Source organism: Ancylobacter sp. SL191 (genome assembly GCF_026625645.1).
Classification (GTDB): domain Bacteria; phylum Pseudomonadota; class Alphaproteobacteria; order Rhizobiales; family Xanthobacteraceae; genus Ancylobacter.
The window spans coordinates 3,254,635-3,275,508 of the sequence record NZ_CP113056.1; the positions used below are offsets into that span (position 1 = coordinate 3,254,635).

Annotated in this window: 22 protein-coding genes and 1 tRNA gene; 17 read left to right on the plus strand and 6 right to left on the minus strand. The window is 65.4% G+C overall.

All coding sequences use genetic code 11. From position 1 onward, the window contains the following. Window positions 1-140 precede the first annotated feature (140 nt). The 3 genes from OU996_RS14705 to OU996_RS14715 all read left to right on the plus strand — a co-directional run bounded on the left by OU996_RS14705 (window position 141) and on the right by OU996_RS14715 (window position 4,864). Window positions 141-1,814 (plus strand): CYTH and CHAD domain-containing protein, encoded by a 1,674-nt coding sequence (locus tag OU996_RS14705; protein ID WP_267582355.1) that lies wholly within the window; start codon window positions 141-143, stop codon window positions 1,812-1,814. A gap of 111 nt (window positions 1,815-1,925) precedes the next feature. Next, a complete protein-coding gene (locus OU996_RS14710) occupies window positions 1,926-4,283 on the plus strand; it encodes an Orn/Lys/Arg decarboxylase N-terminal domain-containing protein (protein WP_267582356.1) in 2,358 nt (785 codons plus the stop codon). A gap of 20 nt (window positions 4,284-4,303) precedes the next feature. After that, the gene (locus tag OU996_RS14715) at window positions 4,304-4,864 is read left to right on the plus strand and encodes a GNAT family N-acetyltransferase (RefSeq protein ID WP_267582357.1); all 561 of its coding nucleotides are present in this window, start codon (window positions 4,304-4,306) and stop codon (window positions 4,862-4,864) included. Window positions 4,865-5,467: 603 nt separating this feature from the next. On the opposite strand, the gene OU996_RS14720 is transcribed toward OU996_RS14715, so the two are convergent. The 3 genes from OU996_RS14720 to OU996_RS14730 all read right to left on the minus strand — a co-directional run bounded on the left by OU996_RS14720 (window position 5,468) and on the right by OU996_RS14730 (window position 7,279). Continuing rightward, window positions 5,468-5,557: transfer RNA gene (locus OU996_RS14720), tRNA-Ser, on the minus strand. 67 nt (window positions 5,558-5,624) lie between these two features. After that, complete coding sequence (locus tag OU996_RS14725) at window positions 5,625-6,791, minus strand: tyrosine-type recombinase/integrase (RefSeq protein WP_267582358.1); 1,167 nt, start codon at window positions 6,789-6,791, stop codon at window positions 5,625-5,627. Continuing rightward, a complete protein-coding gene (locus OU996_RS14730) occupies window positions 6,788-7,279 on the minus strand; it encodes a hypothetical protein (protein WP_267582359.1) in 492 nt (163 codons plus the stop codon). The genes OU996_RS14725 and OU996_RS14730 overlap by 4 nt, the downstream gene beginning before the upstream one ends. 210 nt (window positions 7,280-7,489) lie before the next feature. Between OU996_RS14730 and OU996_RS14735 the strand changes: the two genes are divergently transcribed. The 5 genes from OU996_RS14735 to OU996_RS14750 are packed head-to-tail and all read left to right on the plus strand — an operon-like array spanning window position 7,490 to window position 9,130. After that, window positions 7,490-7,663, plus strand: coding sequence for a hypothetical protein (locus tag OU996_RS14735; protein ID WP_267582360.1), 174 nt, complete (start codon window positions 7,490-7,492; stop codon window positions 7,661-7,663). Between the two features lie 12 nt (window positions 7,664-7,675). Continuing rightward, a complete protein-coding gene (locus OU996_RS14740) occupies window positions 7,676-7,909 on the plus strand; it encodes a hypothetical protein (protein ID WP_267582361.1) in 234 nt (77 codons plus the stop codon). Further along, window positions 7,906-8,499, plus strand: a complete 594-nt coding sequence (locus tag OU996_RS14745; RefSeq protein WP_267582362.1) for a hypothetical protein — start codon at window positions 7,906-7,908, stop codon at window positions 8,497-8,499. The genes OU996_RS14740 and OU996_RS14745 overlap by 4 nt, the downstream gene beginning before the upstream one ends. Window positions 8,500-8,504: 5 nt before the next feature. Then, the gene (locus OU996_RS21455; protein ID WP_420712767.1) at window positions 8,505-8,774 is read left to right on the plus strand and encodes a DUF6074 family protein; all 270 of its coding nucleotides are present in this window, start codon (window positions 8,505-8,507) and stop codon (window positions 8,772-8,774) included. Continuing rightward, on the plus strand, window positions 8,771-9,130 hold the full coding sequence (locus tag OU996_RS14750; RefSeq protein ID WP_267582363.1) for a hypothetical protein: 360 nt from the start codon (window positions 8,771-8,773) through the stop codon (window positions 9,128-9,130). The genes OU996_RS21455 and OU996_RS14750 overlap by 4 nt, the downstream gene beginning before the upstream one ends. Before the next feature lie 16 nt (window positions 9,131-9,146). On the opposite strand, the gene OU996_RS14755 is transcribed toward OU996_RS14750, so the two are convergent. After that, window positions 9,147-11,765: a phage tail tape measure protein gene (locus OU996_RS14755; RefSeq protein WP_267582364.1), complete on the minus strand. Its 2,619-nt coding sequence runs from the start codon at window positions 11,763-11,765 to the stop codon at window positions 9,147-9,149. Between the two features lie 101 nt (window positions 11,766-11,866). Next, window positions 11,867-12,316, minus strand: a complete 450-nt coding sequence (locus tag OU996_RS14760) for a phage tail assembly protein (protein WP_267582365.1) — start codon at window positions 12,314-12,316, stop codon at window positions 11,867-11,869. A 142-nt stretch (window positions 12,317-12,458) separates the two neighbouring features. On the opposite strand from OU996_RS14760, the gene OU996_RS14765 reads away from it, so the two are divergent. The 9 genes from OU996_RS14765 (at window position 12,459) to OU996_RS14800 (ending at window position 20,083) form a co-directional block, all read left to right on the plus strand. Continuing rightward, window positions 12,459-12,881 (plus strand): hypothetical protein, encoded by a 423-nt coding sequence (locus OU996_RS14765; protein ID WP_267582366.1) that lies wholly within the window; start codon window positions 12,459-12,461, stop codon window positions 12,879-12,881. After that, on the plus strand, window positions 12,878-14,224 hold the full coding sequence (locus OU996_RS14770; RefSeq protein WP_267582367.1) for a phage portal protein: 1,347 nt from the start codon (window positions 12,878-12,880) through the stop codon (window positions 14,222-14,224). The genes OU996_RS14765 and OU996_RS14770 overlap by 4 nt, the downstream gene beginning before the upstream one ends. After that, on the plus strand, window positions 14,221-16,005 hold the full coding sequence (locus tag OU996_RS14775; RefSeq protein WP_267582368.1) for a prohead protease/major capsid protein fusion protein: 1,785 nt from the start codon (window positions 14,221-14,223) through the stop codon (window positions 16,003-16,005). Before OU996_RS14770 ends, OU996_RS14775 begins: the two co-directional genes overlap by 4 nt. Window position 16,006: 1 nt before the next feature. Beyond that, the gene (locus OU996_RS21460) at window positions 16,007-16,225 is read left to right on the plus strand and encodes a phage head-tail joining protein (RefSeq protein WP_420712637.1); all 219 of its coding nucleotides are present in this window, start codon (window positions 16,007-16,009) and stop codon (window positions 16,223-16,225) included. Continuing rightward, window positions 16,222-16,557: a DUF2190 family protein gene (locus OU996_RS14780; protein WP_267582369.1), complete on the plus strand. Its 336-nt coding sequence runs from the start codon at window positions 16,222-16,224 to the stop codon at window positions 16,555-16,557. Before OU996_RS21460 ends, OU996_RS14780 begins: the two co-directional genes overlap by 4 nt. Before the next feature lie 15 nt (window positions 16,558-16,572). Continuing rightward, a complete protein-coding gene (locus OU996_RS14785; RefSeq protein ID WP_267582370.1) occupies window positions 16,573-17,136 on the plus strand; it encodes a hypothetical protein in 564 nt (187 codons plus the stop codon). Between the two features lie 116 nt (window positions 17,137-17,252). Next, window positions 17,253-17,702 carry a hypothetical protein gene (locus tag OU996_RS14790; RefSeq protein WP_267582371.1) on the plus strand — a complete coding sequence of 150 codons (450 nt, stop codon included), beginning with the start codon at window positions 17,253-17,255 and terminating at the stop codon, window positions 17,700-17,702. Continuing rightward, window positions 17,683-19,485: a phage terminase large subunit family protein gene (locus tag OU996_RS14795; protein ID WP_267582372.1), complete on the plus strand. Its 1,803-nt coding sequence runs from the start codon at window positions 17,683-17,685 to the stop codon at window positions 19,483-19,485. The genes OU996_RS14790 and OU996_RS14795 overlap by 20 nt, the downstream gene beginning before the upstream one ends. Before the next feature lie 211 nt (window positions 19,486-19,696). Next, window positions 19,697-20,083 carry a hypothetical protein gene (locus tag OU996_RS14800; RefSeq protein WP_267582373.1) on the plus strand — a complete coding sequence of 129 codons (387 nt, stop codon included), beginning with the start codon at window positions 19,697-19,699 and terminating at the stop codon, window positions 20,081-20,083. 59 nt (window positions 20,084-20,142) lie between these two features. Here the strand turns inward: OU996_RS14800 and OU996_RS14805 are convergent, their stop codons facing one another. Next, complete coding sequence (locus tag OU996_RS14805; RefSeq protein WP_267582374.1) at window positions 20,143-20,676, minus strand: hypothetical protein; 534 nt, start codon at window positions 20,674-20,676, stop codon at window positions 20,143-20,145. Between the last annotated feature and the right edge of the window lie 198 nt (window positions 20,677-20,874).

Consider the following 20,874-nt stretch of genomic DNA (forward strand, 5'->3'; position numbering starts at 1 on the left):
GCATCGGGTGTCGGTGAGTCTCGACTCTCCGACGTCACCCGGCACGGCGTTCGTCTTAGACAACCACGGGTCGTGCGGGCGTCGTCCCGAGTCCCGGGAATGCCAATGCTACTTTTATGTGACAATGCGAGCCGCTATCGGTGGGCTTTCAGCTGACGGGAGGTGGTCTCTTCGTGGCGGCAAAACCGGGCTCACGCTCGGATGAGCGGAGAGACGACATGCCGGAGCAAACTCCAGAGGTTCAACTGCACGGCGACTTGGGCGCGCAGGAGCCGGTGAGCGCCGGCCGCGAGGTCGAATTGAAGCTGTTGACGGATCCCGCCACCCTGCAGCACTTCTTCGCCGCCGCTGTCGTTACGCGAAACGCCACCTCAAAGGGCGTCGTCCGGCGCCTGGAGGCCACCTATTACGATACGCCCGATGCGGTCCTCGCCCGGCAGGGTGCCTCGCTGCGCGTCCGGCGCAGCGGCAAACAGTTCGTCCAGACGCTTAAGCTGGCATCAGAGGAAAGCCCGCTCCAGCGACGCGAGATGGAAGCGCGGGTGCCCGATATCGCCCTTCAGCTCGAGGCGCTGCCCTTGGCCGAGCTGGGTGCGCCCTTCGCGACGCTGCCGGACGCGGGGCTCGCGCCGGTGTTCACCACCAAGATCCGCCGCCATACCCACGTGGTGGAGTTTGGCGGCGCCGCCATCGATGTCGCGTTCGATGAAGGAACTCTGAGTGCCGGCGACAAGGTGGAAGATGTCTGCGAGATCGAGCTAGAGCTGAAGGCCGGCGGGGCGGGCGCGCTCTATGAGCTGGGCCTGTCGCTGCTGGAGCAGGGTCCCGTCCGTATCGGGCTGCAAAGCAAGGCCGAGCGTGGCTATGCCCTCGCCTTCGGCACCTCGCCCACCGCTGAGAAGGCGTTCGCGACCGGCATCGGCCCCGCCGATACCACCGACGATGTGATCGCCAAGGTTTTGAACGCCTGCCAGTCCCATGTGATGGCGAATCTGATGGCGGCGCATCATGGCCAGGACCCCGAGGGCGTCCACCAGCTGCGGGTCGCGCTGCGGCGTCTGCGCACCGCTATATCGCTGTTCAAGAAGGAAGTCCCCGCCTCGGCGCTCGAGGCTCTCGGGCTTGACGCCAAGAGGCTGGCCAGCGCGCTCGGGCCGGCCCGCAACTGGGACGTGTTCGCCACGTCGACCATCGCCGCGATCGAGCGCGCCAATCTGCCCGGCATCGACTTCACCGAGCTCAGATCCGCCACCGCCGCGCCGCGGGCGCGTAGCTATCAGGCCGTCCGCGTCGATCTGATCGATCTCGAATGCACCCGCTTCCTGCTGTCGCTCGGCCGGGTGATCGAGCGCCGAAGCTGGCGCAACGATATCGGCATCGAGGCTCTCGCCGTGCTCACCCAGCCGGCGCGCGAGTTCGCCGGGCGCGGGCTGGCGCGCCTGCACCGCAAGGCGCTGAAACAGGGCCACAATTTCCGCAAGTTGCGGCCGACGGCACGGCATGAGCTGCGCCTGACGCTGAAGAAGCTGCGTTATACGGCGGAGTTTCTGCTGCCGCTTTACGACTGTGACGATGCCGCCCGGAAATATCTGAAGCGGATGTCCCGGCTGCAGGACATCCTCGGCATCGACAACGACATCACCACCACGCAGGCGCTGCTGCGCGAGGTGGAGGAGAGCACGTCGCTGCCGCAGGTCCACAAGGCCATCGGCGCCATCACCGGCTGGCAGGGGCGCGACCGCATTGAGACCGCCGAGTCACTGCGGCGCAGCTGGCGCAAGTTCATCGATGCCGAGCCGTTCTGGCCCGGCTAGCCGGGCGGCGCGCCCCTCACTGTCCCTCTAGGATCGTCACCGCGTTGTCGTGCTCTCGTCATGAGGCACGTCGAAACGTCACGTCGACGCCGAAGAGGAGGGGATGCCTGGATGGACTATTTCAAACGCTTCAACTTCCTTTTCGCGACCCCCGCCTTCGATGCGGACGATCTGGAGGGCGCCCGCTATCACCAAATCGTCGCGGAGATAGAGAGCTCCGGCTTCGAGGTGGTGCGCGCGCGCACCATCGAAGATGCCGAGATCGCGGTTCAGACCGACGCCGCCATCGGCTGCATGATGGTGGACTGGGGCAAGAAGGGCATGGAGGGTAAGACGGCCTCGCTCATCAATTTGATGCGCCGGCGCGGCCTCGACTTTCCCATCATTCTGCTGATCCGCCGCAAGCGGTTCGAGGACGTGCCGGTGGAGGTGCTCGACTTCATCGATGGCTATGTCTTCCTCTCCGAAGAAACCCCCGCCTTCATCGCCAAGAACCTCATCAGCCGGCTCAAGCAATATGCCGAGACCCTGAAGACGCCGTTCTTCGGCGCGCTGGTGGATTATGCCGAGGAGGGCAACCAGCTCTGGACCTGCCCCGGGCATAATGGCGGCGTGTTCTACTCGCGCAGCCCGATCGGCCGCGTGTTCATGGAGCATTTGGGCGAGGCGGTGTTCCGCGACGACCTCGACAACTCCGTAATCGATCTCGGTGACCTTCTGACCCATGAGGGCCCGGCCCTTGCGGCGCAAAAGGAAGCGGCCAAGATCTTCGGCGCCGAGAAGACCTATTTCGTGCTCAACGGCACCTCGACCTCGAACAAGGTCGCGCTCTCCGCCCTCGTGACAGATGGCGACCTCGTGCTGTTTGACCGCAACAACCACAAGGCCGCCCATCATGGCGCGCTGATGATCTCCGGCGGCATTCCGGTCTATGTGCCGACCGTGCGCAATGCCTGGGGGCTGATCGGCCCGATGGATTTCGCGGCGCTGGACGAGGAGGCGCTGCGCGAGCGCATCCGCACCCATCCGCTGGTCACTGACCCCGAGGCCTGGCAGAAGCCGCGTCCGTTCCGCGTCGCGGTGGTCGAGCAATGCACCTATGACGGCACGATCCACAATGCCGAGATGATCCTCGGGAAGATCGGGCATCTGTGCGACTACATCATGTTCGACGAGGCCTGGGCAGGCTTCATGAAGTTCCACCCGCTCTATGCCGGGCGCTTCGCCATGGGGCTGAAGGATCTGGGACCGGACGCGCCTGGCATCATCGCCACCCAGTCGACCCACAAGCAGCTCGCGAGCTTCAGCCAGGCCTCGCAGATCCACATGAAGGACCGGCATATCAAGGGGCAGAAGCGGCGCGTGGAGCATCGGCGCTTCAATGAGAGCTTCATGCAGCACGCCTCCACGTCGCCCTTTTACCCACTATTCGCCTCGCTCGACGTTGGCGCGCAGATGATGAAGGGACGCTCCGGCGAAGTGCTGTGGGACGACACGATCCGCCTCGGCATTGAGCTGCGCAAGAAGATCCGCGCGGTGCGCCGGGAGTTCGAGGAGAAGGAACAGCGCCCCGAGCGCCGCTGGTTCTTCGAGCCCTTCGTACCGGACCGGGTGGCGATTCCCGATGCCGCCAGCCCCGGCGCGGTCCATGACGTGCCGTGGGAGAGCGTCTCCACCGACCAGCTCGCCACCAACCCGGCCTTCTGGCATCTCACGCCGGGTGCCGCCTGGCACGGCTATGCCGGCATGGCGGCGGGCTTCGCCATGACCGATCCCAACAAGCTGACACTGCTCACGCCCGGCTTCGACCGCTCCACCGGCGCCTATGCGGAGCACGGAATCCCGGCCCCCGTGGTCGCGCAATATCTGCGCGAGAATCGCATCGTCGCGGAGAAGAACGACCTCAATTCGCTGCTGTTCCTGCTGACGCCGGGCGTTGAATCGAGCAAGGCCGGCACGCTGATCAGCGGTCTGGTCGCCTTCAAGAAACTGCACGACGACAACGCCTTGCTGGAAGACGCGATCCCCGAATTCTACCGGCGCCGGCCCGGGCGCTATGAAGGCGTGCGCCTGCGCGACCTGTGCGGGGAGATGCACCGCTTCTTCCGCAGCGCCAATGTCAGCGCATTGCAGGCCATGCAGTTCGCGGCTGAGCACCTGCCCGATATCGCCCTGTCGCCCCACGATGCGGCGCGCTGCCTGGTGCGCAACGATGTGGATTACCTGCCGATCGACGCCATTGCCGGGCGCATCGCGACCACGCCTTTCGTGGTCTACCCGCCGGGCATCGCCACGATTGTCCCCGGCGAAAGGCTCACGCAGCGCGCCCAGCCGATGATCGACTATCTCAGGATGTTTGAAGCCTGCTTCAATACGTTTCCGGGCTTTGACGTCGAGATCCAGGGCGTCTATCGCGAGACCGATGCAGCCGGTCGCATCCGGCTCTATACCTATGTGGTTGCGGAATAAGCGGGAGTCCGGGTTCGTTCATGGAGCAGGAGAACGCGGTCATTGTCCGCCCGACGCGGGATTCCGACGTGGATGCCATGCTGGCGATCTACCGCCATCACATCCGCCGGGGCGTCGAGGAGGGGGTGGACGACAATGACACGCCGCAGCCCGACGACCTGCGGGAGCGGCGCAAAAACCTGAAAAACCGCCGCTTTCCCCACATCGTAGCGGTCCGGGACGGCGAGGTGGTGGGCTATGCCTATGTCGTGCTGTTCCGCAAGCGCCCGGCCTATCGCTACACCGTCAAGCATTCCATCTATGTCCACCACCAGCACATTGGCCACGGCATCGGCAGCCGGCTCATGCGCAGCCTGATCGATGCCTGCGCGGGCGCCGGCTTCCGGCAGATGATCGGCTATATCGACGGAGACAACACCGCGTCGCTCGCCATCCATGAGCGGTTCGGCTTTGTCCGGGTGGGGTTTCTCCCCGCGGTCGCCTACCGTTATGGCCGCTGGGCCGACAGCGTGATGGTGCAGCGCTCTCTGGGTCCCGGCGCCACCGCTCCGCCCAAGCCCCTCCCCCTCTCCACCTATTGACCAACAGGCAGATCTCCACTGCGCCGCGCGCGGCGCTCATCGCCAATCTTCCGAATCCATCCTTCACACCGTGAGGGTGATGATCTCAACCTGGTGCGGGCTGTCGACGGCGTGGCGCAGGACGTTGCCGCCCGCCCACTGGTCCGCATCTCGGGTCGATCGACTCGGGTAAGAGCGCCTTCTGGTCGCGGCAGAACATGAGGAAGAGCGCCAAGGAGTGCTACGATGGCAATAGGTCTCATCGTAAACCGAACCTCTCGTAAATCCACGCGCGAGGCGATCACTGCGCCGCCGCTGATGCGGCATGGTGAGGATGAACTCTGACTGCGTGCGAGTTGCTGCCGGACAGCACGCTGACCATTAACGTCAACGTGCGAAGCGGGGACTTTCGGGCTTTCCGAGACCGGCTGAGGTGGCTGCGTTGATCGCGGACTCACCCCTCGGATATCAGCTGACCACATCTCCGCCGGCCCCCAGACGACGGCCCAATCCGGTTATCTTCAACCCAACCTACTCACAGATGCTAAGGGTGATTTTAACAGCAACGGTGACGATGCGGCCATCAGAAGGCCCATCGCATGGCGGAGCGCAATCGGCGGCAATTGGCGGAAGGGGTGGGATTCGAACCCACGGTGGGCTTGCACCCACGGCGGTTTTCAAGACCGCTGCCTTAAACCACTCGGCCACCCTTCCAAGCCTTGAAACTGCTTGGATCTTGCGCGCCGTCGCGAAGTTCCTGGGGCAATTGCAAACCGAATTGCTAACCTTCGCGATTGACGGCCGCCTGCTTTAGGGCTCCCTGCACCATGGCGTCAACTGCCTGCGCGGCATCGGCCTGCATGCTCGTGGTCGCGTGGCTGTATAGGTCGAGGGTGATGCCGACAGTCGAGTGACCGAGTCGCTCGGAAGCGATCTTGGGGTGAACACCCGCCTCTAGCATCTGCGTCGCATGGGTGTGGCGCAGGTCATGGAAACGGAGCCGGGGGAGCCCAGTTCTCGCAATTAGCCGGGTCCATTCGTGCGTGAGGGAGTCGGGCTTGAGCGGCGCGCCGTCTTCCTGGGCGACAACGTGATGATCGTCAGTTTGCCTCACGCCGACCCGAAGCAACTCCTCCGCTTGTCGCAGGCGATGGCGTCTCAGTTCCTCGACGACCATCGACGAGGCCACCACGACCCGCGGCTTGCCATTCTTCGGCGACTTGAGACGAATCTGCGTGCCGATCTGCTCCAGACTATGGACGACAGCAATCGTGCCAGAGGACAAGTTCACGTCCCGCCACCGGAGCCCGAGTACCTCGCCTCGCCGGAGGCCACACATGACCGCCAGAACGACCGGGACATACGCGCGAGTTGGCCGGAAGGCCTGAAGAAGGTCGGCCGTCTGCGGCAGATCGTAGGCCTCCACCGTAGACTTTTCGACCTTGGGCGGGGTGGTGAGCGCGACAGGATTCCGACTGATCATTCCCCAGCGCACCGCTTGGTCGAAGGCTGTCAGCAGCACGCGGCGAGCGTGATGCACAGTCCTTGGTGACAATCCCCCCTGCCCCTTCCTCCGCCCCGATTCGAGAAGCTGGGCCCATGCGGCGTCAATCGTTGCTGGACCGAGTTTCGTCAGCTTATGGGCGCCCAGGATCGGCTGGACGTTCTTGCGGAGAAGCTGGGCGTATCGATCCAGGGTCTTCGGTGCGACCGTCGTTTTCGCGTGCTCAAGCCATCGGTCGATGTACTCCGCCACTGTCAGCTTCGATGGTTCGGAATAGGTCCCTGCCGACATCTCGCTGATGAGGCGGGCGCACTCCTTCTGCGCCTCGCGCTTGCCACCCTTGAAGGAGTGCCACTTCTTCTTGGGCTTGCCGGTCGCTGGGTCTGAGATCGATAGGACAATCGCCCAGTGGCCGGGCGAGCGTTCGCGAAGATGCCCCTTCATTCTGCCCTCCCCTCGTCCAGCGAGGCGAACGCCGCCGCCAGTTGGTCAGCTCGGTCTTGGGCGGCCTTCTCTGCGCGTTCGATAGCTTCGGCGGCTTCAATCACGTCCGGAGACTGCCGCACGATGCCCAGAAGCTGCACAAGCATGAAGATCTCTCCAGAAAGACGAGCCATTGGGAGAGCGAGATCCGATAGTGCCTTGAGAGCGAACTTTGCGCGGGTCTTCCAGTCCGCAATGCCTCCTTTGGAGATTTCGAGGCTCATCCGGCTGCCGACATCGTACGCGCTCCACAGCGCGTCGTAGCGTGACGCGATCTGTTCGGACCGCCCGTCGATGAAAATTGCCATTGCTGTAAGGCGCCGAATTGCATCCGAGCGGCTCGCGATACCTGCCTTCTCACGCCAAGCGTCAACGGCCTCCATCTCCTCCGGCGAGATAAGCATATGGAGACGTTCAGTTTTCTTCAGTGGCTTATTGTACCCAGCCATGTCGGACCTCGTATGTGCATACGAAGCTGAAACTATACGCATAAATTGGTTGCGGCCAGCCCCATCTCGTACTAGAAAATATGCGCATGTTTTTGATTTATATGCGGATGGAGATGGGTTTCGATGGCATCCTCACGCCTTACCTCAGCCAACAAGGCGCTTAGCCGTAAGCCTCTGCGGCATGTCCTCACACTTGACGAAGCCGTCACTATGCCCGCGATCGACATCCCGGATGCGGGGAGGCTTTTCCTCGGGGGCCTCAGCCGCAATGCGAGCTATGCCGCGGCCCGCGAAGGGCTGATCAAGACGATCACGATTGGGCGTCGGAAGAAGGCCCTCACGAAGCCTCTCGCGGAGGCTGTTGGCGTTACGGTCAAGTTCTGAGGAGTCGACGTGATGTTAGATCGCGAGCTCCTAATTCACCGGCTCACCACGGCCCTGGCCGGCGCTGAGGACCTTCTGCACGATCAACTGTCGGGCTCCCCGTTCGATCGGGACGGTGAGCGCCACTACGGCGTTCGGGCGACAAAGGGGGATCTACTGCTCCTCCTTATCGAAGTCGCGGCTCAGACGGCCAAAGAGCTATCTGCGGCGCTGAGCGGCGGCGTGGTCGCGGAGGCAGCGGAATGAGCGAGCGCAGCCGGATTAAGCGTCCCAAGCGCGGGAAGCAGGCGATCGTCGGCCAGTTCGCCCCGCGCCTGATCGAGATGCTCCGCAGCCCGGCCTACCGAGCGCTGAGCCAGTCGGAGCATCGGATCCTCGCGCGCCTCGAGATCGAGCTGGCCGACCATGGCGGGGCCGATAATGGCAGGTTGCCCGCGACCTACGACGACTTCCAGGAGTATGGGGTTCATCGGCATGCCATCGCCCCCGCGCTGCGTGCGCTCGAGGCACTCGGCTTTATCGAGATCACCGAGCGAGGCCGTGCAGGCAATGGCGAGTGGCGCCGTCCCCATCAGTTCAGATTGACGTACCGGCCGACGAAAGAAGCGGGTTCTTCCGACGATTGGCGTCATGTCGAAACGGTGCGTGCGGCGGAAAAGCTAGCCCGCGCTGCTCGGAAACAGAACTCCAGTGGTGAAGAGCGCACCGGAACCAGTGGCGAAAACCGCACTACGCGTTTCCATGGTTATGGTGCGGATTCCGCCACTACAGCCCATGGTACGGATTCCACCACTACTTTCGATATTTCGGGAGGGGGGCACGAATGCGCAGCTTAGACGGAATGCAGCTGGTCCTCTCTCTCGATCAGACGTGCTGCTGTGTGGTCATCCCCTTTCCGGCCGACAAGAGGGTCGGGAAAATCCAGCGAGTAGCGCAGGTGCTAAGCGAACGTCGCGGCAAAGGTGCCGACGCGTACTGGCGGCGCACGGTCGATGACCTCCGACGCTCAATGGAGAGGGCTGGCCTGGATACCGAGATGATCGAGCGCGAGCTCGAGGCGTTTCGCCGTGCCGTGGCCGGCAGAATGACCCAGCCTGGAGGAGCCGCATGAGCAATGATCGGATCACCCTGACGACCGGGCACATCCTCGCGCTGAGCTGGGAGACGCGCGGCTATGATTGTCACGGCGACTGGACGGCGCGCCAGCCCGTGTTCCTGCTCTGGCGGGATGGCGAGGTCATGGGCTTTGCGTCCGACTACGAGGCTGCCTTGCTGATGGCGGAGCGGCACGGCCGGCGCCTTGGCTGCGGAGTTGAAGACCGAGTTTTAGAAACCTCCGGGCCTGCGACACTGCCGCGATTGCAGCCCGGCCCGGCGACCGCCCCGCGTCCCGGCAAACCGACATCTGTGGCCGGTCGGCTGAGAGCCGTGATGCTGCGCGGCCTCCGACGTTCCCTTGAACGGTGAGCGACAGAGGGGGCGTTCAGGCCCCCTCGTAGCGCGTGGAGGAAAAGGCAACCTGGCTGGAGCGTGCGAGACGGCGCTCGAGCTCGGCCGCGAAGTCGGCAGCCGCGCTCTGAGGCGCGCCGGCACCGAGGTGTACCGTGCCGATATTGACGGTGACCGATGCACCGCCCTTCTGTCGCTCCGTGGCCGGGCGCTGCGCCGGCCGCTCGGCAGGCCGCTCCAATTCGCGAACGACACGGTTCGGGAAAATCGTGCCGTTCGACGCCGGCTGGAAAATCTCCCGACCACGCTCGCCGACCAGATAGGTCTTTCCCGCCTCCACCGGCCCGCCGGATGCGCGGGCACCGTCGAGGGGCGGAGCGCCAATGTCGTGGCTGCCGCGCCCGGGAGCGATCGGGGGCGGTGCAGCCTCCCACGCCGTCGGCGCAGGACGGAGCCGATTGCCCATCCCGCCCAGGCCGACCCCCACCGGGATTTCGATCATCGGCGACAAGATGGACTCCACCCGGTCGCGGATCGCCTCCGCAGCGGCCTCGACCTTGGGGCGCTCGCCAGCGAGTGCCGGCGTGATCTTCGCGAACGCGGACTGTGCGGCCGCCGCAATCTCGTCCAGCTTCCGCAGTTCAGCGGGGCGCGGCAGGGGAAGCGGCACACTGGCGGGAGACGTCACCTCAGGTGCGCGTCCTTCGGACGGCGAGACCGGGCCAACCGGATCGACAGCGTAGCTCGGAGAGGGCCCTTGTGGGCGAGCCGGTTCGGCCGGCGCAGAATTGCCGGAAGCTGGCGCGGCCTCCCCCGCGTTAGGTTCCTTCGGTCCGTGAAACACCTCCTGCAGCTGTCGCCACTTCCGGCCCGCCCAGGACTCGTCCAGCCCCGTCTCGAGCTTGCGCCAGGACTCACCGTTCTCTCGCATCTGCTGAAGCCGCTCCTCGGCCGTCCGGTCCAGGTCCGCGAGCATCTCTGAAACCAGCGCCGCAAGGTTGCCGGCTGCCAGTACGCCGCGCATACCGCCGAGAATGCCGCCAGCTGCCCGGCGGCCAAAAGTCTCGAATCCGGTGACAGACGCGCGAGATGCCGAGCTCGACATGCCCGCGATCATCTGATCAGACGCACGACGAGCCGCACTCATGCCGTCGACCATGCGCCGGCTGGCATCAGCAGCCACCCGCGAATTGCGCGTCACCGCCTGGCTGGCGCGGCTAAAGCCTTCGAGCGAGGCCGGTAGCGCCGTCTCGACGACCTTGCCGACGCGCAGCAGCGAGCCGAGGAAGCCCGTCAGCCTGGCCACCGCCTGCCCCGCCAACGCGGCGCCCTTTGCCGCTTTGAGCAGCCCTCCGAAAAGGAAAAGGCCACCGAAGCGCGCCGCCGTCACGGCGACGTTCAGGCCAACGACAGCTGCCGCCGTTCCGATCAATGTCCTCGTCAATCCGGGGTTCTCCTCCGCGAACTTGGCGAAGGAAGTCGCGATCGGGACGATCGCACCGGCGAGATCGGCGAGCGCCGGCATCAGCGCCGATCCAACGGCGATGTTGATCGACTCCATCGCGACAGCGAAGCGCTGGCCAGCCATGGCGCCGGTCTTCAACCGCTCCTGATAGTCCGCCTCGACGACACCCTGCGCCTTCAGCGCATCCGCGCGGATCTTGCGATAGAGCTCAATGTTCTGGATCAGCGGCCGGAGACCCGCCTGAACCTGCGAGTCCTCAAACAGGTAACCGAGCTTGCCGAGATCGCCCTTCAACGCCCGGTTCGTGATCTCGGCAATGGCCTCGATCGGCGTCAGGCCGCGCTCAGCGGCTTCCTTGAGCTCGCGCTCAAGGTTTACCCCCATCTCGGCGAATTTCTTCACCGTCGCCGGCGCCTGGATTTTCTGAAGAACGTTGCCCAGGTTCGTCGCCGCGGAGGCGGCATCGCCCGTGCCCTTGCGCACAATCTGCAGCGCGGCGGCCAGATCGGCGACGGCCGGCACCCCCTGCTGCTTCAGCCCCTGATAGGCGGCGCCGAGCTGCGGAAAGTAGGTTGCCATGTCCTTGAGTTCGAACGCACCGGCCTTACCCGCCTGCGCCATCACGTCCAGAGTCCGAGCAAACTGATCGGCGGGCACGTTCAGATTGTCGAGCGCCGCATAGCCGGCATTCGACAGGTCCGTGATCTCCGCCCGGTAAGCCACAGCGGCCTTGCCGATGGCCGGAAGCATGCCAAGAGCATCGCCTTCAGAAGCGCCCAGACCGGCGAGAACGTCGAAGCCCTCAGCGAGATCCTGGCTGAGGTTTGTCGTGTCGCGGGCCACCTTGCGGATCTCGGCGCCGAGTCGCGGCAGTTGCGCCCGCGGCAAATCGAGTTTCTGCGCGATGTCCTCGATCTTCGACTCGAAGGTGGTGAAGGCCTCCACCGGCGCCTTTAGGGCGCGATACAAGCCATAGCCTGCGGCCGTGGCCTCGATCATCCGGCCGCGCATCGCCTCGAGCTTGCGTGCGTTCGCGTCCAGCGCCGCGGAGAGCCGGCCCGACAACGTCTCATTGACGCTGCGGGCCGCTCCGCCAATGCCCCGGATCGCTGCCGATGCGTTCCGAGCCGGACCGGTCACCTTGTCGAGCAACGAGACGACGAGAGAAGCGGATTCGGTGCCGGCCATGTATCACCTCGCAAAACGAGCTAGGGCGATCCGGTCGGCCTCTGCGTGCCACGCGCGCAGCCGCCGCCATCGCATACCCATCAGAATGTCGACGCTGGTGTTCAGGATGTGGGCTGTGTCGGCGACGTCGGCGCGCCAGCTGGCGAATTGAGCCCAGGCCCGGACGAGGCCGGCTGCCCACCGCTCGCCGGGGTTTCCGATAAAGGGCTGATGGACTCCAGCACACGCTCGTAGTCCGACCGTCGCAGCTTGCGCACCACCTCCGGCGGGACCTCGGCGAAGCGCGAGATCATCAGGAATGACAGCTTGAGCGGCTCCATGGTGGCAGCCGCTTCTTGCACCTCTTCAACCACTCCCATCGCCGGGTTGCTGACATCAATCGCCGTGTAGCTCCGGCCCTCATGCTCAACGGGAAACTCGAGCGTGACGGGCCCATTGAGCCGACTGGAGGGGGCCGCGGGGGCCGTAGTGCTGGTCGCCACGCCGACGAGCTGGCCAGCATTGATGAGTTCGACTTCAGCCGCCGTGAGCGACCGCGTGACCATATCCATTCCGTTCTCCTGACGTCTGATGGCAGGTGCCGACTTCTGGATCATTTAGAAAAATTGAATCAACGGCACCGAACAATAAGAAAAAATATCATCCAAGGCGTGAAAATGTTAGCCTCAACTGGAATCCGGTTAAGAGGCAGCCATGGCGCGTATCACCCAGGCGGACATTGCCCACCACGTCGGCGTTTCAGCGATGACCATCTATCGTGCCACCCTGACGGTCGGACGCGGTGAGGAAGTGCTCGGCGATGACGTGGCACTCTGTCTCTTGGTCGCATCCGAACTGCGCGATCTCGGCATCGCATGGCCAACGGCCGTTCAGCTTGTCGCTCGCTTCCGTGATGAGGTGAGCTTCCTCAGCTTCGACCCCGCCCTCCGGCGCAGCTGGATCGTGTCCGTTGAGCGTGCGGACGGGTCCCGGTTCCAGATGACGGCCGTGTCCGAGCGGCATCTCGCGAGCATCATCGACTCGCGTTGCCGAGCGGACGTGCTGGCGCTCCACGGTCCCGTCGCGCGCGCCGTGGAAGAGCTCGACGCGCTGAAGGCGCGCAAGGCGGCGGCATGAACCCGATCAGCGCCCTCCGCCGCTTCCTTGGGCCGTCCAGCCGCTCGATCGAGGCCGGCGGGCACGGCCCGCGCTGGACGCCCGGCAAGGCCATCCGCTCGCCAGCGCGTGAGATCACGATCCGCCGGCAGCTCGCCGCCGAGCGCGCGCTATGGCTTGCGCAAAATGACCCGACGGCCGCCGCCATCGTCTCCGCTTGGACCGGCAACATCGTCGCGGACGGCCCGGCCATTGCGGCCAAGACTACCGATGACGCGCTGCGAACCGCGCTCGCTGAACGGTTTGACGCCTGGTGGAGCCGGTGCGACGCCGAAGGCATCGACGACCTGGCCGGCATGCTGCACCGCCTGGTGCGCGGTGTCGTGACCACCGGCGAGGCGTTCGTCATCATGGAGACGGACGAGGCTGGTGAGCTTCGCCTGCGCACCATCGACCCGACGCAGTGCGACGCTACCCTGACGCGCAGTTTGGCGGACGGCCGACGCATCGTCGCCGGCATCGAGATGGACGAGCGCGGTCGTCGCCTCGCCTACTGGATTCGGGATGCCGAGGAACGCCTCACCGCCTACAGCGCCACGCCGCGCCGGGTTGACGCGCGGGACGTGTTGCACCTGTTCGACCGACAGCACCCAGGCCAGCAGCGCGGGCTTTCATGGCTCGCGCCCGTCGCGACGCTGATCGATCAGCTCGGCGAACTGGGAGACACGACGCTCGCATTACTCAACACCAGCGCGCTCTACGGCGCCGTGCTCACCAACGCCAATGGCGACGCCCCTGGTGGGCAGGAGGGGCCGGATCCGACGCTGGAGCCCGGCTCTATCATCCGCGCGCCCGTCGGCTGGGACGTGAAGTTCAGCGACCCGCCGACGATGACCGGCATCGACGCCTATCGGCGCGAGATGCTGCACACGATCGCGGCCGGCGCCGGCGTTCCCTTTGAGCTGATCAGCGCGAACCTTTCCGAGGTGAATTTCTCCTCCGCCCGCGTCGGACTCCATGAGTTCCGTCGGCGCGTCGACACGCTGCGTCGTACGCTGCTGACCGCCCGCTTTCTTGATCCCATTTGGCGCCGGTGGCTCGCTCACGAGGCGCTCCACGGCCGCGTCTCGCCCGCCATTGCAGCGAACCTCGAGATGACCGCCGCCTGGCCGGGCTGGCCTGCCATCGACCCGCTGAAGGATGCCCAGGCCGATCAGATCGCCATCGCCATCGGTGTCGAGAGCCGCCACGCCGTGATCGCCCGGCGCGGCCGGGATCCGCGCGAGGTCGATGCCGAGATCGCCGCCGACACCTTCGTGCCGCGCGCGGCACCGGCGGCCAAGAGCGAGGACAAGCCCGAATGAATGACCTTCTCACCCGGCGGGCGCCGCTCGCCGCCTCGAGCTGGAACGCGGAAGAGCGGACCTTCGAGGTTATCTTCAGCACCGGCGCCAGTGTCGAGCGCATGGATGCGCGCGGCGCCTATGGCGAGCGACTGGACCTCAATCAAGACTGGTCGTCCTTCATCGGCGCGCCCGTGCTGAACGCGCACAAGCGCGGCGATGTCACCGACGTGCTCGGACACGTCATCAAGGCGTGGACCGTCAGTCCGAGCGAGGCCCGCGCCATCATCAAGCTTTCCCGCCGTCCTGACGTCGAGACGGTCGTTCAGGACGTGCTCGACGGGCATTTGCGTGGCGTGTCGGTTGGCTACGCCGTCGCCGATTGGCGCGAGAGCACCGAGGGCGGGAAGCGCACCAAGACGGCGACGCGATGGGCGCCGGCTGAACTTTCCATCGTCCCCGTCGCCGCCGATCCCGGCGCCACCATTCGCAGCGAGGCCACCATGCCCGAACCCACCACCACGACACAGCAGACTTCCACCGTGCCGACTGTGACCCGCGCAGCGGTGAATGCCGAAATCCGTTCCATTGGCGCCCTGGCCGGGCTCGATCAGGCGTGGATCGATGGACAGATCGATTCCGATGCCACCGCCGATACGGCGCGTGCCGCGGCTTTTCAGGCCATGCAGGCCCGTGGCCCGGCACCGATCCACACGGCCCGCGCCAGCGTTGGCACCGACCATAATGACCCGACGGCCATCCGTTCGGCCATGGCGGATGCGATTGCACATCGCCTGGTTCCCGGCCGGTGCAAGCTCGAGGGGCGGGCAACCGAGTTCCGTGGCTACCGGATCCTCGACATGGTCGGCGATCTCGCCCATGCCCGCGGCGATCGGGTGAACCTGCGCGACCAGAATGCCCTGATCGAGCGTGCCGTCGGCGCCCATTCGACGGGGGATTTCCCCCTCCTGCTGGCGGACGCAGCGAACAAGAGCCTGCTGGCGAACTACCAGGCGGCCGAGCCGACCTATCGCGCCTGGGCGGCGCGGCGCAGCTTCAACGACTTCAAGCCGCACAGCTTCCTGCGGGTGGGTGACTTCCCGCAGTTCAAGGAGATCGGCGAGAGCGGCGAGGTGAAATACGGCACCATCTCCGAGAACCGCGAACAGGTGCGCGCGAAGGAATACAATGCCGGCCTTATCATCGGCCGGCGTGCCCTGATCAATGACGACCTGTCGGCTCTTGCCGACTTCTCGTCGATGATCGCCATCCGTGCCGCTGCCGACGAGAACCGCATGGTCTATGCGCTGCTCACGGGCGCGCCGGTGATGTCGGACGGCAAGGCCCTTTTCCATGCCGACCATGGCAACCTCACGCCGCCTGACGCTGTCGCCGGCCAGCCGACTCTCCAGGCCAGCGTGAGCTCCCTACGCAAGCAGAAGAGCCTTGATGGACTGGCGCTCAATCTGACGCCGCGCTTTCTGATCGTGGGCCCAGATCTCGAGCTGGGTGCGCGTCAGGTGCTCACTGCGATCACGCCCTCGAAGACGGCCGATGTGAACCCTTGGGCGGGCTCCATGGAGCTGATCGTCGACGCGAATATCACCGGCTTTGCTTGGTACATCGCTGCGGATCCGGCTGCGGGCCCGTCGATCGTCTACGGCTATGTGGCCGGCGCTGAGGGTCCGCAGATCCGCACCGAGATCGACTTTGACACGCGCGCCGTGAAGGTCGCGGCAGGTCTCGACTTCGGCTGCGGTGCCATCGACTTCCGCGGCCTCGTGAAGAACCCGGGGGAGTGATGTGACGGATCTTCTCGCCTTGACGGAGCAGCTACGGGAACTGCGGGAAGCGCGGGCCTCTGGCGTCCGGCGCGCGGAGTTCCGCGACCGCACGGTGGAGTACCGATCCGACGGAGAGCTCGCTGCGGCTATCCGTGACCTTGAGACCCGCATCGCCGCCGCGGAAGGACGGCCGGCGGTGTCCGTCATTCGTCCCCGCTCATTGAGGAACTGGACATGAAGAACTTCCACCGCAGTGGCAATTCCAACCCCGTGCCGGCCCCGGCCGGGGGCGTGCTGTCCGGTGACGGCGTGCTTGTTGGCGCTCTGTTCGGCATTGCTGCGACCGATGCTGCCGAAGGCGCAGCCGTCGAGATCGCGTGCGTCGGCGTCTTCGAGATGAAGAAGACGAGCGCTCAGGCCTGGACGGTCGGCGCCAAGGTCTATTGGGACAACACGGCGAAGGTGGCGACCACTACCGCGAGCGGCAATTCGCTGATCGGCGTCGCCGTCGCGGCGGCCGCGAACCCCAGCGCCACCGGGCTCGTCCGCCTCAACGGCGTGTCCGTGTGAAGGAGATCAAGGGCCATGGCGACGATCAGGATCGAGGGGGCGGAGACGCTGGGGCGGCTGGCGGTGCGGGTGGAAGGCGCCAATGCGCGCTTGCTCGCACAGACGCTCAATCGCGCCATGGCACCCTCGGCGACCAAGGTGCGCCGAGAGCTGGCCGCTCACACGGGCGCGCCCTATCGCCGTGTTTCCACGGTCGTCGTCCCCTATAAGGCCTCGGCGTCCAATCTCACCTACCAGGTCGACGCCAAGGATGGCTGGATGTCCCTGAAGGACTTCAGCGCCCGGGAGGTCCGGGCCGGCACGTCCGCCGCGCCATGGAAGAAGCGTCGCCTGTTCACCGGTGCCTTCATGATGGGAGGCCCGAAGGGCGGACGCGTGCCCGTCGCCAAGCTAAACGGTCACGTCTTCGTCCGCTCGAGCAAAGAGCGCCTGCTCATTCGCAAGCTCTGGGGGCCGAACATCGCCCGCGAGATGATCCGCGACGGCGCTGCGCCGGTCATCGTCTGGCGCGAGGATGTCGAGCGTCTACCCTTGCTGATCATGCGCGAGGTGAAGCGGCGCATCGAGGCGGGGGCGTGACCATGCCGGCGCGCCGAGGGTCCTCCCTGGCACCAGCCCGCCGCGGGGCGCTGCAGCGCGAGGTTTCACCCGCTGCAACCCCTCCCAAGGGGGCTCCGCCGCCATTTGGGGCGCCGGTGACGGCCGATGACCTGGCCGGGCTCCTTGGCATTGCCCCTCGCACCGTGCGAGAGCTGGCGGCCCGGGGGCTTGTCGTGAAGGCCGGACGTGGCCGCTATGACCTTGCGGCCTCTGTGGCGAGCTATTGCGGTCACCTGCGCGAGCAGGCTGCGGGGCGGGCGGGCGATGCGCAGGCCAGTCTCGCCGTGGAGCGTGCCCGCCAGGCAAAAGAGGCGGCGGACAACCTGGCTCTGCGAAACGCTGAGATGCGGGGAGAGCTGGTGCCGGCGTCGCAGGTGACGGCGGTGTGGTCCGGTACCCTGCGCCGTCTGCGTGCCCGCATTCTCGCGGTGCCGCCGCGCGTGAACCAGCGTTTGCCCTTTCTGAAGGCGCACGACGTGGCGGAGATCGACGCCGAGTTGCGCGAGGCCCTGACGGAGATCGCCCATGACGGCGCATCCGCTTGAGCTCGCGCGGCGCACGGCGCTCGCCCAACTCCTGCCCCCGCCGCGCCTGCCGCTCTCGACTTGGATTGAGCGCAACGTGTTCTTGCCCGATGACGTATCGGCGCAGCCGGGGCCGGTGCGGCTGTGGCCCTATCAGCGCGAAATCGCCGATGCGATCGGGGATCCGACAATTGAGCGCGTGACCATGGTGAAGCCGGTCCGCGTCGGCTTCACCACCATGCTCACGGGCGCTCTGGCCTCCTTCGTTGCCAATGAGCCGGCACCGATCCTCGCTCTTCTGCCGGCCGAAGCCGACTGCCGCGACTACATGGTGTCGGACGTGGAGCCGACCTTCGAGGCTTCCCCATCCCTGGCGGGCCTGCTGTCGGCGGACACTTCGGAGGCCGGGCGCAGCACGTTGCTGTCGCGGCGCTTCCCAGGCGGCTTCCTGAAACTCATTGCGGCCAAGGCCCCGCGCAACCTGCGCCGCCATAATGCCCGCGTGCTGTTCGTCGACGAGGCCGACGCCATGCTCCCGGGGCCGGAAGGCGCGCCGATCCCACTGGCGGAGAAGCGCACCCTGTCGTTCCCGAACCGGAAGATCGTGTTGGGCTCGACGCCGACGGATGAGGACACCAGCAACGTGCTGCGCGCCTATGCGGCGAGCGACCAGCGGATCTTCGAGGTACCCTGTCCCCATTGTGGGCATCGCTTCGAGCTGCTGTGGCAGCATATCCAGTGGCCTAAGGATTGGCCGGAGGAAGCGCACGCCGTCTGCCCGGCACATGGCTGTGTCATCGACGAGCGGGACAAGCCCGCAATGGTCGCGGCCGGCACCTGGCGCACGACCGCGCCGGAGGTCAAGGGGCATGCTGGCTTTCGGCTGAACGCCCTCGTCTCGCTGCTCGCAAATGCCTCATGGTCGAAGCTCGCCGCGGAGTTCCGCGCCGCCTCCACCGACAGGGACCTGCTGCGCGTCTTCGTCAACACCATCCTCGCCGAAGGCTGGCGGGATGCGGTGGACACCGTAGACGAGGCGGCGGTCGCCGGCCGCGTGGAGCCGTTCGGGCTCAACGCCATCCCTGCTGAGGCGCTGGCGATCACGGTTGGCGTCGACGTGCAGGACGACCGCCTTGAGGCGACCATCGCCGGATGGACCCGGAACGACGATGCCCTCGTGCTGGGGCACGTCATCATCTGGGGAAGCCCGGGCGACGATACGACATGGGCGGAGCTCGACGAGCTGCTGCGCACCACCTGGACGCACCCGCACGGCGGCAGGCTGAAGGTGGATGCGGCGATCGTCGATTCCGGCGACGGCGATTGGACCGATCGCGTCTATGGCTTCTGCTTTCCTCGGCTCGCCCGGAAGGTCTGGGCCGGGAAGGGCATGGCAGGCACCCGGCCGGCTATCACGGCGAGCAAGACGCCGGTGAAGGGCGGGCGCCTGTTCCTGATCGGCGTCGATGGCCTCAAGACGACGATCCTCGATCGCCTGCGCCGTGCCGGCGGGGACGAGGCGCCGCAAAGCACCATCCGCCTCTCCGCTGACCTGGAGCCGAGCTATTTCGAGCAACTCGCCAGTGAGCACCGCGTCGTCCGCTATGTGCGGGGCCAGCCTGTGCGGCGCTTCGAGCGCATCCCCGGCACCCGTGCCGAGGCGCTGGACTGCCTTGTCTACGCCTTCGCGGCCCGGCGAGGCCTCACCATCACCTTCGACAATCGCGAGGACGAACTGCGCGGCGTGCCGACCGCGCCGGCCCCGCGCATCTCCCGATCCAATTGGATGAACCGCAACCGATGACGCACGAGATTGCCCGGGATCTATCCATCGCACCGGGCAGGCGCTTGCTGATCGCCTCGAATAATCAGCTCGCAACCGGGACCTGTCTTCCGGCAGGTGTGGAACGCCGGGCAGGCGGCATCGTCGCCATCCGCCGCCATCGCGGCACGGTCTCCCTGGACCCGCGGCCGACGGCGCGGAGTGAGGGAGACCACCTCAGGGAGCAATCGCCATGTCCACCTTCGACCGCTTGGACCGCCTCACCAGCCGCGCGATCGACCAGCAGTTTTCCGATCCATTCGTCTGCACGCCGATGAGGTCTGCTCCGAACGGGCGCTCGGAGCCAGATCCCGAGCGGGCGCCTTGGGAGGGGCGCGGCATCTTTGTGGAGACTGCTGCCGATGCGCCCGTCGATATCGGCGCCCGCAACCACAGCAACGACATGCGGAGCCTAGTGACGGGCGCGAATTTCGAACTCAGCGTGGATTGCGTGCGCTATCCAGCCGCCGGCACTGTCCGGCAGAGGGATCGATTCAATATTCGCGGAAAGACGTTCGAAGTGCTGCAGGTCCGTGGTTACATTTCGAGCCGGATAGGATTCGTGCTGGCTGGCGGTTAGGGCGAGGAGCCTCTTGGCCGGACCGGCACTCGAGCTGCTGGCAATAATCCCGTGCCTAATCACATATTGTTATTGGGCCCTGTCTTGGGATTGTTTGTAATGAACGGCGGGCAGCTGAGATCGGCGGGCGGATTGGGCAAATAGCATCTCGGGTCAACACGGCCAGCTCCTGCGCCACTCCCACCTTCGGAGCCAGCCGCAGTACCACCTGTCCCTCCCGTTTTCTGGGCAGAGGACGGCCACGTAGAGATGTTTTTCAGTTTAACCGTTATTGTGTTACCGGCTAGGTCTTCTGAACCTGACGTCGACTTTGCATTTGCAGACAAACCTCCGCCTGCGATAGGAATTGCGGAAGCGCCAATGCCTAATTCACCGCCTGCAGTTCTCTTTGAACTGATATTGAAAACAACAGTTACCTCGTCGACGATCAAGCCGGCCTTCTGTCGATCCGAAGTTCTTTCACGTACTGCCTGAATGCTATCAGCTACGTCAAGCATTGCTTGCTTAAGAGTGATGTCCGGATTTGGCTCGGTAATTTGCCAGCAGCCTCCCAGGCCGATAGCGATCAACAAAAGCGCGAGCATGCGTATCATCGTCTGCCTCCCCCCCCAAAAAAAGACGAAGACACATCGAACCATCAACTGTTTAATCGAGTCGAGTCCAATCGCGAGCTGACCGGCAATCATCTGCCCGTAGCAACGGCGTGCAATCCAATTGATTCTTGCCTGCTCTGAATATTTCGCCTTTACGCCGGTTCAGCGGTCGGCTGCGGCAGCGAATTAGCGGGCTGA